The sequence below is a fragment of the Azospirillum canadense genome (genome assembly GCF_025961225.1).
In the GTDB taxonomy this organism is placed as follows: domain Bacteria; phylum Pseudomonadota; class Alphaproteobacteria; order Azospirillales; family Azospirillaceae; genus Azospirillum; species Azospirillum canadense.
Genome location: NZ_JAOQNG010000007.1, coordinates 1,065,675 through 1,079,050, shown reverse-complemented (window position 1 = coordinate 1,079,050; position 13,376 = coordinate 1,065,675). Strand labels below are relative to the sequence as shown.

The 13,376-nt window shown below is 67.7% G+C and carries 14 protein-coding genes; 4 read left to right on the top strand and 10 right to left on the bottom strand.

The window, feature by feature from the left end; genetic code table 11:
- Window positions 1-108: 108 nt before the first annotated feature.
- Complete coding sequence (locus M2351_RS32585) at window positions 109-369, top strand: DUF2249 domain-containing protein (RefSeq protein WP_264660146.1); 261 nt, start codon at window positions 109-111, stop codon at window positions 367-369.
- A gap of 12 nt (window positions 370-381) precedes the next feature.
- Here M2351_RS32585 and M2351_RS32580 read toward each other — a convergent pair whose 3' ends face one another.
- Window positions 382-888, bottom strand: a complete 507-nt coding sequence (locus M2351_RS32580) for a hemerythrin domain-containing protein (protein WP_264660145.1) — start codon at window positions 886-888, stop codon at window positions 382-384.
- Window positions 889-901: 13 nt separating this feature from the next.
- The gene (locus M2351_RS32575) at window positions 902-2,200 is read right to left on the bottom strand and encodes a hypothetical protein (protein WP_264660144.1); all 1,299 of its coding nucleotides are present in this window, start codon (window positions 2,198-2,200) and stop codon (window positions 902-904) included.
- Window positions 2,201-2,657: 457 nt separating this feature from the next.
- Between M2351_RS32575 and nirK the strand changes: the two genes are divergently transcribed.
- Complete coding sequence (gene nirK / locus M2351_RS32570; RefSeq protein WP_264660143.1) at window positions 2,658-3,722, top strand: copper-containing nitrite reductase; 1,065 nt, start codon at window positions 2,658-2,660, stop codon at window positions 3,720-3,722.
- Between the two features lie 129 nt (window positions 3,723-3,851).
- Here nirK and M2351_RS32565 read toward each other — a convergent pair whose 3' ends face one another.
- Genes M2351_RS32565 through M2351_RS32555 form a run of 3 tightly spaced genes read right to left on the bottom strand, consistent with a single transcriptional unit; the run spans window position 3,852 to window position 6,575 of the window.
- A complete protein-coding gene (locus tag M2351_RS32565; protein ID WP_264660142.1) occupies window positions 3,852-4,619 on the bottom strand; it encodes an HpcH/HpaI aldolase/citrate lyase family protein in 768 nt (255 codons plus the stop codon).
- Window positions 4,620-4,627: 8 nt separating this feature from the next.
- Window positions 4,628-5,434 carry a 2-oxo-hept-4-ene-1,7-dioate hydratase gene (gene hpaH, locus M2351_RS32560; protein WP_264660141.1) on the bottom strand — a complete coding sequence of 269 codons (807 nt, stop codon included), beginning with the start codon at window positions 5,432-5,434 and terminating at the stop codon, window positions 4,628-4,630.
- Window positions 5,435-5,459: 25 nt separating this feature from the next.
- The gene (locus tag M2351_RS32555; RefSeq protein ID WP_264660140.1) at window positions 5,460-6,575 is read right to left on the bottom strand and encodes an AraC family ligand binding domain-containing protein; all 1,116 of its coding nucleotides are present in this window, start codon (window positions 6,573-6,575) and stop codon (window positions 5,460-5,462) included.
- Window positions 6,576-6,740: 165 nt separating this feature from the next.
- Here M2351_RS32555 and M2351_RS32550 point away from each other — a divergent pair, with 165 nt between their 5' ends.
- The gene (locus M2351_RS32550; RefSeq protein ID WP_264660139.1) at window positions 6,741-7,325 is read left to right on the top strand and encodes a TetR/AcrR family transcriptional regulator; all 585 of its coding nucleotides are present in this window, start codon (window positions 6,741-6,743) and stop codon (window positions 7,323-7,325) included.
- Between the two features lie 27 nt (window positions 7,326-7,352).
- Here the strand turns inward: M2351_RS32550 and M2351_RS32545 are convergent, their stop codons facing one another.
- The 4 genes from M2351_RS32545 to M2351_RS32530 all read right to left on the bottom strand — a co-directional run bounded on the left by M2351_RS32545 (window position 7,353) and on the right by M2351_RS32530 (window position 11,097).
- Window positions 7,353-8,693, bottom strand: a complete 1,341-nt coding sequence (locus M2351_RS32545; protein ID WP_264660138.1) for an MFS transporter — start codon at window positions 8,691-8,693, stop codon at window positions 7,353-7,355.
- 99 nt (window positions 8,694-8,792) lie between these two features.
- The gene (locus M2351_RS32540) at window positions 8,793-9,206 is read right to left on the bottom strand and encodes a hypothetical protein (protein WP_264660137.1); all 414 of its coding nucleotides are present in this window, start codon (window positions 9,204-9,206) and stop codon (window positions 8,793-8,795) included.
- Window positions 9,206-10,252, bottom strand: a complete 1,047-nt coding sequence (locus M2351_RS32535; protein ID WP_264660136.1) for an ornithine cyclodeaminase family protein — start codon at window positions 10,250-10,252, stop codon at window positions 9,206-9,208. The genes M2351_RS32540 and M2351_RS32535 overlap by 1 nt, the downstream gene beginning before the upstream one ends.
- A gap of 5 nt (window positions 10,253-10,257) precedes the next feature.
- Entirely contained in the window at window positions 10,258-11,097 is an 840-nt protein-coding gene (locus M2351_RS32530; RefSeq protein WP_264660135.1) for a fumarylacetoacetate hydrolase family protein, read from the bottom strand.
- Window positions 11,098-11,219: 122 nt separating this feature from the next.
- On the opposite strand from M2351_RS32530, the gene M2351_RS32525 reads away from it, so the two are divergent.
- Window positions 11,220-12,170 (top strand): LysR family transcriptional regulator, encoded by a 951-nt coding sequence (locus M2351_RS32525; protein WP_264660134.1) that lies wholly within the window; start codon window positions 11,220-11,222, stop codon window positions 12,168-12,170.
- A gap of 53 nt (window positions 12,171-12,223) precedes the next feature.
- Here M2351_RS32525 and M2351_RS32520 read toward each other — a convergent pair whose 3' ends face one another.
- Complete coding sequence (locus M2351_RS32520; RefSeq protein WP_264660133.1) at window positions 12,224-13,156, bottom strand: LysR family transcriptional regulator; 933 nt, start codon at window positions 13,154-13,156, stop codon at window positions 12,224-12,226.
- Between the last annotated feature and the right edge of the window lie 220 nt (window positions 13,157-13,376).

The following is a 13,376-nucleotide window of genomic DNA, read 5'->3' as shown; positions in this document are numbered from 1 at the left end:
ATAGGCGGGCCGCCCGGTCCTTGACTCCGGTCAAGCCCGCGCCGTCGTGCGCGGTGGTAAGCGGGGCGGTGTCCGGGCGCGGCGATGTCCCGGCAGATTGGAGGCGGCATGGCTATCACCGATTCCGACAACGCCCCGGAGGCGATCCATCTCGACGTGCGCCCGTTGCTGGCCGCCGGGGAAAACCCGCTTGGGGTCGTCCTCGACCACGCGGCGGAGGTGCCGCCCGGCGGTCTCCTGATCGTGGAAGCGCCGTTCGACCCCGTCCCGCTGCGCTCCCTGCTGTCCGACGAGGGCTTCGTGGCCCAGGCGCGGATGGTCGGGCCGGGGCACTGGACCGTGCGCTTCCGCCGGTCTGCCGAGTCGTAGGCTCCCGGCCGGTCAGGCAAGGGCGCGGTACGCCTCGGCAAGGCGGGCGTCGTCCTCGGGTGACACCAGAGCGGCGATGGCGGCCAACAGGCCCATCTCCTCCTTCTGGATGTGGAACATCTCGCGTTCCAACAGCTCCATGGCGACGCGCTGGAAGTCTTCCCAGCCGTCGGGCGTGAAGGTCCCGGCCGCGAGCGCCTCCGTCGCCAGCCGCGCCGCCTCCTGCGCGGCCGGCAGGATGGAATGGTGCTCCATCGTCAGCAGGCCGACCATGCCGGTCTGCCCGCAGGCTTCCAGCAGGGGGAACAGCTGTCCCTCTTCAAAGGCGAAATGGCGGCCGACTTCGTGCGCAGCGATGTCGATCACCGCCTGAAGGGTCCGGCGCACCGCCTCATCCTCAAGGTTCGGCAGGCGCCCCGGCCGGGAGGCCAGCAGCTCGTCCAGGCTTTGCAGCGTGGCCAGGGTGGTCATGTGGTCGGCGTGGAGAAGCTTGGCGATCTTGGATTGCAGGTCGAGCATGGGTGACTTCCGGTCAGTGGGACGGGATGGAGAGCGGGGCGGAGGCGCGCAGCGCCGTCCGCGTGCGGACGAAAAGGCGGAAAGCGAAGACCAGCAGGGAAACCGCGCCCGCCGCACCGCACAGAGCACCGGCGCGCACGATCCCTTCGGAGTCGGCGAGGTTGCCGGCGGCCAGCAAGGCCACGGCGGCCGCGTGCAGGACCGCGTGCACGGCGAGCGGCCGTTCGGGCGCCAAGCGCGACACCAGCGGCGTCGGGCATCCCGGCCGCGTGGCGTGGACCGAGGCGAGGAACGGGGCGATGCGTTGCAGGACGCCGAACAGCAGGCTCAGCAGCCAGCCGAACACCGCGACCGTCACGAACACCGCGGGAAGGTTGAACCCGTCGATGCCAAGCGCCAGGGCCAGCGCCAGCAGAAGGGACAGCGGCAGCATCGCCCAGGCGCCGCGGATCAGACGGAAGGCGATGCCGAGCCGCCGCCGCATCCGGCGGCGCAGCACGCCGGCCATGGCGCGGAGGTGGATGGCCGACGCGGCCAGTCCGGCGACGGCGGCGGCGGCGGTGAAGGCCGTGTTTCCGGTCAGCGCACCCAACGCCAGCAGCGCCAGCCCGGCGCAGCCCACCAGCGCGACCGCGCGGCCGGAGGCGGCCGCAGGTGCCGGCCCCAGGGTCAGCATCGGCACCAGGATGGTGGAGAAGCCGGCCGCCATCAGGCCGAAGAAGCCGAACAGCGCCATTCCCAGATGCGCGCCGGCGGCCGACGCGCGATCCGGCAGGATGGGAACGAACACGTCGACGACCAGGGCAAGGCCCAGCGCCGCCATGGCCGCCAACGCGGCCAGCGCCACGCCCGCGCACAGCCGCATTCCCGGCATGTCCCCGGCGGAGCGCAGGTTGTCGGCCAGCAGCGCGCCGAACAGCAGGACCCCACCCCCGACCAGCGCCCCGCCCAGGGCGAGAGCGGGCAAGTCGAAGCGGGCCATGCCGTGCGTCAGGATCGCGACACCGGGGACGGTCAGCCAGAAGCAGAGCTTCGCCCAGCCAACCGACCGGACAGGGCGGACCGTCGCCATGGGCAGCAGCTGGAAGGCGGCGCCCATGGCCGTGGTCAGGAGAACGCCGAGCGTGAACAGGTGGAGTGCGGCGAGCGCCCATCCCGGCCCGCCGCGGAATCCGGCCACCCGGTCCGGTCCGGCAGCCAGCAACAGCCATCCGCACAGATGAAACAGCAGCGCCGCAGCGAAGAACCGGAACGGGACCGATGCCGGCAAAAGCCGGTCTCGCGCGTCGCCGGCGGTGGGAAGTGGGACCATGCGCGCCACCCTTGAATCGGTCGTAACCGAAGACCGCCGTTCGGGCGGCCCTGTGTCGGTGAGCTTTAGGCCTACGAACGGTGGGCGGCTTTGACGATGGTCAAGCGGCCCGGGACAGGCTCACCGCGACGAAGTCCCCCCACACCCTGCGGCGCCTTGTCGCTCCCACGGCGTCGCGCCCCAAAGCGTCGCGCTGCAGCGGACCCACGCGGCGGCACATTCCGGAACGCTCTCTCTTCAGCGCGATCAAGGGGAAAAGCCGCAAAATCGGCAGGCCGCGCGGCCATGCGTTGCGCCTTGAAATTGAAAGTATAGACTCTACATGTCTAAGCTCTTGATGCAGTAAAACGGCCGTCGACTTGACGGCGATCAATACTCCCCTTGACGGCAGTCAAATTCAGGCGGTGCACGCCGTGCCATGGTCGGTCCAGACGAAACATCGACCCTGGACGACGCCATGAACACCAAGACGTTTCTCGCCACCGTCAGCACCGTAGCCCTTCTGTCCCTGTCGGGCATCGGCGCGGCCTCGGCCACCACGCTGTACGCCGAACCGAAGGTCAAGGAACCGACGGTCAGCGTCGTCCAGGATCCGGCCGCCGTCCCCGCCCCGGAAAAGGCCGGCAAGCGCGCGCCCAAGACCCATCAGGTCACGCTGAACACGACCGAGGTGGAATCCAAGCTGGACGACGGTACCACCTACACCTACTGGACCTTCAACAACACCATCCCCGGCCCGATGTTTCGGGTGCGCGTCGGCGACACGGTGGACGTGAAGATTTCCAACGCCAAGGACTCCACGATGAACCACAGCGTGGACTTCCACGCGGCGACCGGGTTCCTCGGCGGCGGCCAGATCACCCAGGTGGAACCGGGCCAGACGAAGGAGTTCTCCTTCAAGGCGCTGACGCCGGGCGTCTACGTCTACCACTGCGCCACGCCGATGGTCGCCCACCACATCTCCAAGGGCATGTACGGCCTGATCGTGGTCGAGCCCGAGGCCGGGCTGCCGACGGTGGATCACGAATACTACGTGATGCAGCAGGAAGTCTACGCGACCAAGGCCAAGAACCTGGCGAACGCCGAGGACGACTATGACGGGCTGGTGAACGAAAAGCCCACCTACATGGTGTTCAACGGCGCCGTCGGCGCGCTGTCCAAGGACAAGCCGCTGAAGGCCAAGGTCGGCGAGACCGTGCGCATCTGGTTCGGCGTCGGCGGTCCGAACCTGACCTCGTCCTTCCACGTGATCGGTGAAATCTTCGACCGCGTCTACAACATGGGCGGCCTGGAGAGCGAGCCGAACAAGGGCGTGCAGACCGTCACCGTCGCGCCGGGCGGCGCCACCATGGTGGAGTTCAAGGTGGACTATCCGGGCAAGTACGCCCTGGTCGACCACGCGCTGAGCCGCGCCACCAAGGGCCTGATCGGCATCCTGGAGGTCGAAGGTCCGGCCAACGACAGCATCATCAAGGACAAGAGCGGCGACAGCCGCAAGCAGATGGGCGACATGCAGCATTGATCCAACGAACAACGAAGAGGCGGGGTATACTCGCCTCTTCGTTCATTGAAAAAGCTGTATGGGGCGAGATTGCTCGCCCCATCGGCGCCGACGGTGGAGGTCCAGCCGATCAGCCGTGGCAGAGTGGCGTTAACCCGGGAAATGTCCACGCAACGCCGTCAGGCCCGCGCGCAGGACGCTGACGTCGTTGCCGACGGCGACGAAGGTCAGGCCGGCCGCCAGCCAGGATTTCGCCAACGCGGGATCCGACGTCAGCCCCCCCACCGGCAGTCCGGCGGCAAGGATCCTGTTCGTGGCGGACAGCATGGCCTCCTGGACTTCGGGCGCGGCGGGGCGGCCGAGATGGCCCATGTCGGCGGCCAGATCGGCGGTGCCGATGAAGATCCCGTCCACCCCCTCGACGGCGCAGATGTCCGCGATGTTCGCAAGGCCCTTCACTGTCTCGACCTGCAGCAGCAGGCAGGCCCTTTCATTGGCGCTCGCAAGGTAGTTGGCGTCGGCTCCAAACCGGGAGGCGCGCGCGAGGGCCGATCCGACCCCCCGGCGCCCTCGGGGCGGATAGTGCATCGCGTCGGCCAATTGCCTCGCCTGGTCGGCGGTCTCGATCATCGGGGCGAGGATCGTGCGCACCCCGGCATCGGTCGCCTGTTTGAGGAAGTTCAGGTCGTTGACCGGAATGCGCAGCACCGGCTCGCCGCCGCAGCCCTGCATCGCCTGCAGCTGGGCCACCACCGTGGTGATGGTGTTGGGCGCGTGTTCGGCGTCGATGACGTACCAGTCGTAGCCGCACTGGCCGCAAAGCTCGGCCGCATAGGCGGAGGCTATGGCCATCCACAGCCCGACCTGCGGCGTCCTCGCTTTGAGGGCGGCCTTGAAGGCGTTGGTCTGACGATCCATCGCTGTCCCTATTCGAAATAGCAGGAGATGGTGCCCAGCGGGCCATAGTCGGCGGTGAACGTGGCGGCGGGGCCGGTCTCGATCGGCCGGATGAAGGACCCGGACAGGATGATCTCGCCGGGCTCGACGCCCTGCCCCATCTCGGCAAGCCGCCGCACCAGCCAAGCCACGCCGCGCGCCGGGTGGTTCAGCACGCCGGCGCCCAGGCCGGTTTCCTCGACGACGCCGTTGCGGCTGACGATGGCGCCGGCCCGGCGCATGTCGATCCGGTCCGGGCGGGCCGGCGTTCCGCCGAGGACATAGCCCGCGTTGGCGGCGTTGTCGGCGATGGTGTCGCAGACCGTGCGAGTCTTGCCAGTATCGCGGCACACCCGTTCGATCCGCGTGTCGAGGATTTCCAGCGCCGGAACCACGTATTCGGTGGCGCGCAGCACGTCGAGGACGTCGGTGTCCGCCCCGGACAGCCGAGTGTGCAGGACGAAGGCCAGCTCGGCCTCGATCCGCGGCTGGATGAAGCGGCCGCGCGGGACGGTCGCACCATCCTCAAACGCCATGCTGTTGAACAGCACGCCGGAATCCGGCGTGTCGATGTTCAGCGCCGCCTGCATCGCCCGCGAGGTCAGGCCGATCTTCCAGCCTGTCGGGACTTCTCCGCCCGCGCGCTTCAGCGCCACCAGCCCGTCCTGGATGCGGTAGCTGTCGGCGATGGTCATGCCCGGATGCAGCGTCGAGAGGTGCCCGATCTGCCGCCTCGTGCCTTCGGCCTCGTAAAGACGGCACGCCGCCGACGCGACCTCGGCTTCGTTCAATGTCATGCGGCATCCTCCAGCGCGCGGCGCCTCACTTCCCGGCTTCCCGCGGGAAGACAAAGCCCTTCTGCCCTTCTTCGTTGCCCAGGGAGAGGATCGGCTGGTCGGGGCTTTCCTGCCAAAGCAGGGAGCCCAGGGCGATCTGCATGGGGTGGTCCTGCACGGTCAGCACGGTCCAGCCGTCCTTGCCGACATAGTGGGCATGCTCCAGCCAGCTCGGCGCCGAAAGCAGAAGATCGCCCGCCTTCCAGTCCACGCGCTGGCCGTCGACGACGCTGTAGCCGTGCCCCGTGCGATGGTAGTTGATCGAGGCCGAGGTGTGGAAATGGCCGCGCGTGCCGGCGTAGGGCGGCGTGCCGGGCGATGCCCCGGCGTAGGTGGCGAAATGCACCGGGGTCGTGCCCTGGCGCCTCTCCGTGGCCGGGTTGTAGAGCAGCCAGATGCCGCGCTTGTTCGGGTCGTCGTTGTGGCCGGGGTTGATCGGCAGGTAGGGCGCGATGTCCTCCCACACCCAATGCAGCGGCGGGTTCGGCACCGGCTCGATGTCCGTCAGGTGCTCGTAGCCGCGAAGCTCCGTCCCGGTCGAGGGCATCCGGTGGATCGGCCCGGTCTTGCGGGTGTACGGCCGCTCGGCGGACGGGGCGTCCGCGATGTCCGCCTTCGGCTCGGGGATCGGCAGGTTGTCCTCGGCCCAATAGGCGCCGATCCGGCGCAGGAAGGCCGCGTTCGAATAGGTGAGCCAGGCCCAGAGCCGGTCGGAGGTGTTCTCGTAGTAATAAGGCTTCATCGACGGCACGGTCCACACGTCGCTTTCCCGGATCGGGAAATGCGTGGTGGCGACGCTGGCCCGCCCGCCGCCGAGGATCGACGTTTCCAGAAGCGAGTAGTTGCCCCGCCGCACCGAGGTGCGCTCACCCGGTTTCAACACGCTGATCGTCACCTCGGTGACCGGGGTGAAGCTGGGGATCCCGTCGGTCGCCCGGGGATGCACGATGCTGGACGCACGATAGCCAGAGGCCGGCAGGTCGCCGGCGGCGAGGCGCGCGATCTCGGCGTCGATCGCCTCCTTCGGAACCAGATAGGCGCACCAGGCGTCCCGCTCCACGGGGACCGCCGCCGAGGGTGTTCCAAAGGTGATCATGTTCATTGTGTTTTCCTCCCATGCGCTGACCGCCTGGGGCGGCGAGCGGGTGTAGTCTTATGACTACAGTTCCCAAACTGTAACCAGGAGACTACAAGCTGTCCATCGAAAAGCGGGGGTGGCGCGACCAACTGGGCGTTGCCGGAGTTCTATTCTTTCAGTGGGGTACGCATGACTGAGGACAAGCCGTTCGGGCGGGACGCCACAACGGCGGCGCTGCTGGACGCGGCGGACACACTGTTCGGCGAAAAGGGGCCGAGCGCGGTGACCGTGCGCGAGATCTCGGCGCGGGCGAACGTGAACCACGCGCTGCTGCATCGGCATTTCGGCACGAAGGAGGCGCTGCTCGACGCGATCATCGACAAGCACATGAACGCCAGCAAGGCCGTCATCGAGGAGGCTGCGGAGCCGGACCTGGCGATCCGCAACCTGCTGCGCTATCTGGTCTCGCAACCCGCCTTCACCCGGACCTTCGCCCACCTGATCCTCGACCAGCGCCCGCTTTCCGACTTCGTCCGCAAGAACGGCGGCACGGCGGATCTGGCCGCGCTGCTGCATCGGACGGGGGTTGACGAGGCCGAGACCCGCGCGATCGCGGCCGTGGTGATCTCGTTCGCGCTGGGTTGGACCCTGTTCCGGGACTTGGCCCGCTACGCCGCCTCCTGCGACGACGGGACGGAGCAACTCGACGAGCGGGCGATCACGATGCTCACGGACCTGATGCATCGGGCAATGGCGGGCGCGAAAATCGGTTGAGGCCAGTTCGCGCGCCCCGGTGCTTCTCTACTCCCCTGCCCGCGCCACAGCCATTCCCGCCGCGCCGGGCGTCGGCCGGCGCAGGAAGACCGCGCCCACGGCGCCGGACAGAACGACCATGCTGAACGGATAGAACAGCCCGGCGTGGATGTAGCCGGTCTCGCGCACCAGCGTCAGGCAGACCAGCGGCAGCAGGCCGCCGATCAGGCTGAAGGCGATGTTGAACGGCAGCGAGACGGAGGTGTAGCGCATCTGCGGCGGAAACTGCTCGGACATGAAGGCGGCGTAGGGGCCATAGATCGCGGCGAACAGAACCGTCAGCGCGGCAACCAGCGCGACCAGCAAGGCGATGCTGTGCGCCAGGACCGCATGTTCCAGCCCGAAGAAGATCGGGAAGAGCAGAAGCGCGTTCAGAGCCAGGCCGGTGAAGATCACGCGGCGCCGGCCGAACCGGTCCGACAACCCGCCCATGATGGGGAAGAACGGGATTCCGATGAGGATTCCGCCGGCGAGGCCCATCGAGACGAAGATGGCATCGGCCTTCAGGATCGCCTGAAGGAAGATCCCGCAATACAGGAACAGGATCCCACTCATCGCGGCCACCCCGGCGGACACGCCGAACAGCGCCACCAGCATGGCCCGGAGGTTCGCGCCGTCGGTCAGCGCGGCCTTCACCGGCGATTTTTCGAGCGTCCCGCGCCGTTCCATTTCGCGGAAGACCGGCGATTCCTCGGCCCCGGCACGGATCCATAGCGAGATCAGCACCAGCGCCAGCGACATCAGGAACGGCAGCCGCCACCCCCAGGACGCGAATTGCTCCGCCGTCGTGCTGCTGCGCACCAGCAGCGTCACGCCCGTCGCGCACAGCAGGCCGATGCCCGCGGTCGTCTGGATCCAGCCCGTCCAGTAGCCCATCTCCCGCGGGGAGGCGTTCTCCGCGACGTAGATCGCCGCACCGCCGTATTCGCCGCCGAGGGCGATGCCCTGCATCATCCGCAGGATGATCAGCAGCACCGGCGCCAGAAGACCGACATGCTCGTAGGTCGGCAGCAGGCCGATGGCCACGGTGGACGCCCCCATGATCAGCATCGTGATCACGAAGGTACGCTTTCGGCCGATGCGGTCGCCCATGGCGCCGAAGAACAGGCCGCCGAGCGGCCGCAGCAGGTAGCCCGTCGCGAAGGTGCCCACGCTGAGCAGGACACCGGCGATCGGGTCCCCCTTTGGAAAGAAGATGTCCGCCAGGAACACCGCCAGCGTGGCGTAGATGAAGAAGTCATACCATTCGACGATCGTTCCCGCCGACGAGGCGAGGATCACCCTCAGCATCGGCCGCCGACGGCTGCCGTCCTCCACACGTCCCATCATTATCTTGTCCTCCCGGGGGTTTGTTCTTGAAACGGGCACTCGCCTGGGAACGCCGGCCCCGGAGCATCGCGCCGGGGGTGCCGACCGCCGCGAACGCGGTCAGAACAGCGGCAACACCTCCTTGAAGACCAGCGTCCACGCCCCGCCCTCGCGGTGGTAGCGGTCCACGCCCGACAGGAGCCGGGCCGGCTGCGGAAGCGCCGTTCCACCGGGCTCCGCCGGCTTCTGCGCGGCCTGGTACAGCAGGTCGAAGGTGACCTCGATCTCGTCGGTGCCGGTCATGCCGGCCACCGCGTTGCAGACCAGATGGCGGCCCAGCGCATCGCGCGGGCGGGCATCCATGATCCGGCGCATCGCCTCGTGCCCGGTGTGCGGCGCGCCCGCGCGCATCCACGTGCATGTCTCATGCGCCATCCCAAGGATCCGGTCCGTCTCATAGCGGTCCAGCAGCCAGTAGAAGTGGCGCGACATCCGCTCGCAGCATTGCAGCGCCAGTTGCTCCTGCTCCCACATCACGCCATCCCCTGCGCGAGACCCTGTGCGACACGAGGGGCGGCGGCGGCGGGCATCGCCTCCCACGTCATGCTCCCGGCCTCGCCGGCGCCGAGCGGCCTGCCCAGGCCGCGCTCGCGCGCCGCGCGATGCGCCGCCACGGCGATGGCCAGGTCGGAGAGGCCCATACCCATGGCCTTGAAGCAGGTGATCCGCCCCGGCTTCCGGACGAACCCGCCGCCGCCGATCAACTGCCCGATGGTGGGAAGCGCCTCCCAGGCGGCCTCGTCGTCGCCATAGTGCCGCTTCAGTTCGGACGAGGCGATGCGGGCGTTCTGGATGTTGTCGACCACGATCCGGTCGATCCGGTCGAAGACGTCGGGCATCAGTTCGGCGTTGTCCGGCAGGATGGCCCCAACGGCGTTCACGTGGGTGCCCGCGCGCAGCATCGCGCCGGTGATGAAAGGCTCCCGGGCCCGGGTGACCACGGTCAGGATCGGCGCGGCGCCAACCGCTGCCGGCAGGTCCGGCTCCGCCACGATTTCGGCCTCGAAGGACTGACGCAGTTTTTCGCAGAAGGCGAGCTTGTTCGCCTCGGTCGGGCTGTAGACGTGGATGCGGCGCAACGGGCGGACGGTGGACACCGCCGCGACCTGGGCAAAGGCCTGACGCCCGGTTCCAATGATCGACAGGCTGTCGGCGTCCGGCGCGGCCATGATCGCCGTGGCTAGGCCGGAAATCCCCGCCGTGCGCAGCGCGCCCAGCGTCGCGGCGTCCATCATCGCCAGGACGGTTCCGGCCCGGGTGTCGAACAGGGCATAGACCGCGCGCGCGCCGGCCGGGGTGTTGATCCAGGACTTGATGCCGCCGACGCCCTGTTCAGGGTCGATCGAGCCGAGATTGTGCATCGACGAGCGCGGTTCCCAGGTGGCGAGCACCTTGCTGAGGTTGCGCGCCCCCGCGCCGAACTCCCGCGGCAACTGGTACCGCAGCGCCTCGATCCCGGCGTTGATCGGAACGAGCGCCGCCACGTCGGCCTCGGTCAGCCAGATCGGTTGTTCTGTCATGGTTTTTACCTCTTCTCGCCGCGCTGTTCCGCCCGGACGGTGTTGCACAGGCTGCCGATGCCCGAGATCCGCATCTCGACGACGTCGCCATCCTTCAGCCATTGGGGATCGGGTTTGCCGAAGGCCACGCCGGGCGGCGTTCCAAGGGCGATCACATCGCCCGGCCGCAGCGCCATGAAGGTGCTGACGTAGGCGATGCAGTCTTCGACGGAAAAGATCATGTCGGTGCCGACGCCCTGCTGCCGGACCTCGCCGTTGACCAGGGTCTCCAAGCGGAGATCGGCGGTCGGCGGCATCTCGTCGGGGGTGACGATCCACGGGCCGATCGCGCCGGACCCGTCGAAATTCTTGCCCGGAAAGACCTGCCGGTTGTGCGTCTGCCAGTCGCGCACGCTGTTCTCGGCCATGCAGGTGTAGCCCAACACATGGGCCGCGGCCTCGGACGCCGGGATGTGCCGCCCGTGCCGCCCGATCACCGCCGCAAGTTCGACCTCGTAGTCGAGTTGGGCGCTGGCCGCGGGCAGGACGACGTCCCGGCCCGGCCCCACCAGCGACGAGGAAAAGCGCGGGAAGACCGACGGACGCTCGGGAATCGCCATCCCCAGCTCCTCCGCGTGGCTGCGGAAGTTCAGGCCGACGCAGATGATGCGGGCGTCCGTCAGGACCGGCGCTTCAAGAACGGCCTCGCCCAACGGCAATTCCGCCGCGGGCGCGGGTGGCGGCCGGGATAGGTCGGCCAGCCCGACGCCTTTGGGCAGGACCGCGACGGTTCCCCCGGCCCCCCCATTGGTTTCGACAAGCCCCATTCGCCCGGTGAAGGCGCCTCCCAGGAATGCGATCTTCATGGTGTTCCTCCATTCGGATCGCAGATTGACAGGTCCACTGATCTTCGTTTAGCGCTACAAAAAAGAATGTATTTTTCGCCATTGACGAAAAATACATTGCCGAGAATCTCAGGGGGGCACGCATGCGGGGACGCCGCCGCAAGGACAAGGACGGCAACATCCGGCTCCCGGTCCTGGCCGATTTCAGCGCGATCGAGGTCTTCGTCGCCATCATGGAGACGCGCAGCATCTCCAAGGCCGCGTTGCGGCTGAACACCGCGCCTTCCGTGATCAGCCACCGGCTGACCACCCTGGAGACCCTGGCGCAGGTGAAGCTGTTCAACCGCACGACCCGCATCGTCTCCCCGACGGAGGCGGCGGAACGGCTTTACCGGCATTGCATCGAGATCATTCACCGCATCGACGCCGCCGAGCAGGAGCTGTGGGGCGCGAACGCGGTGCTGTCCGGCGACCTGCGCATCGCAGCACCAGTCTATTTCGGGATGCAGAGCATCGCGCCGATCCTGCCCATCTTCGTCCGGCGCTATCCCGCCCTGAAGGTCTCGCTGCAGCTTTCCGCCCAGGCGGCCGACCTGATTTCCGAAGGAATCGACCTCGCGATCCGCTTTCAGGGCAAGGTGGACATCAAGAACGGCGACCGGATGATCCTTGAGAACGAGCGCGTGTTCTGCGCCTCGCCCCGGTATCTGGACGAGCATGGCACGCCGCGGGTTCCCCTGGACCTGCAGAACCATGACTGCATCTGCTCCAGCACGCCCGTGCCTTTCGCCACCTGGAGCTATCGCGAGAAGGGCGTCGCGGGCGTGATCCGCGTCCTCCCCATGATGCAATCCGACAATGTCCTGGTCATGATCGAGGCCACGCGTCAGGGCCTGGGGATCGCGCAGCTCGGCCGCCGCGTCATCGAACCGTTTCTCGCGTCGGGCGAACTGGTCACGATCCTCGATGCCTATGCTCCTGACCCGAATTACCTGATCGCCACCGCCCCCGACTCCAATTACATGCCCCAGAAGGCCATCGCCTTCGTCGACTTCCTTGTGGAGCATCTGGCCAAGCCGCGGGGCGTGGGCTGACGCGAGGCCGCCCGTCGGTGGCGACATGCCGCAGCGCTTTTTGAAAGCCGTACCTAAAGGTCAGCCGCAACGTTGCTGAAGTTGCTGTCGTTCCGTCCAAGCTCGCCGAGGAGTTCATCGATGATGCGCAGTGCCGGTCCTGTGGTCGCGTTCAGGTCGTTGTCGGCCGGCCGCACGAGATAGAGCGTCCGCATCAGGGGAGGATTGATGACCGCCCTGAGGACGAGCACACCGGTCTCCACCTCGTGCGCTACGGCGCTGTGTGGCAGGATGGCGCAGGCCAGCCCGCGTCTCACCACATCCTTGATCGCCTGCATGGATTCCAGCGAGAAGGCCACTCTCGGTGCCAGCCCATGCGCGGTCATCGCCTCCGTGACGAGCCGGCGGACCAGATCGCCCTCGTTGGGCATCGCCAGTTCGGCGTCCGCAAGGCTGGCGAGCGTCACCGGCCCGGCGGCGTCGAAGGCCGAGCCAGGGTGGGTGATCAGGCACAGCGCTTCGTTCAGCCGCGGCTCGCGATGCAAGGACCGGCTGGACGGCACGCTGTAGGCCAGCGCCAGATCGAGCTTGCCGGATTCGACGTGCTCGATCAGCGCGTGGCTCAGTTCCTCGAACAGCTTCAACTCGATCATCGGAAGGGCCTTGCGCAGGCGTTCCACGAGCCGGCTCGTCAACAGCCCGGAGAGGCTGGGCGTCAATCCCAGCGACAACGTGCGCGGCGCTTGGCCGGCGGTTTCCCGCAACGTCCGTTTCAAATCCTGAAGACGCCGCAGGATCAGCTTCGCTTCTTCCAGAAAGATCTGGCCGGCGGGCGTCGGGTGGGTGCCGGTCACCGTGCGGACCAGCAGAGGCACCCCGAATTCCTGCTCCAACGCCTTGATCTGCACGCCGAGCGCCGGCTGCGCGATGTTCAGGACCGCCGCGGCCTTGCTGATGCTGCCAAGTTCGCAGACCAGCACGAAACTTTCCAATTGGCGGCTGCGCATGGCGCCCGTCGCTCCCACACGGTCCGGCCGGCCGGGGCATCGGCGCCCCGGAGGTCCCCGAAGGCTCGCACCGGACCGCGTGGGGGGCAAACAATTTTTTTATAGGGGTGATCCGAAGCTGTCCTGGACAGGCCCCGCTGCATAGCATTGTATGTTGGCTAAACAAACTTATGCCGAAGCCGAACACAATGTCCGGCTGCCGGGAGGGAGACGACCATAT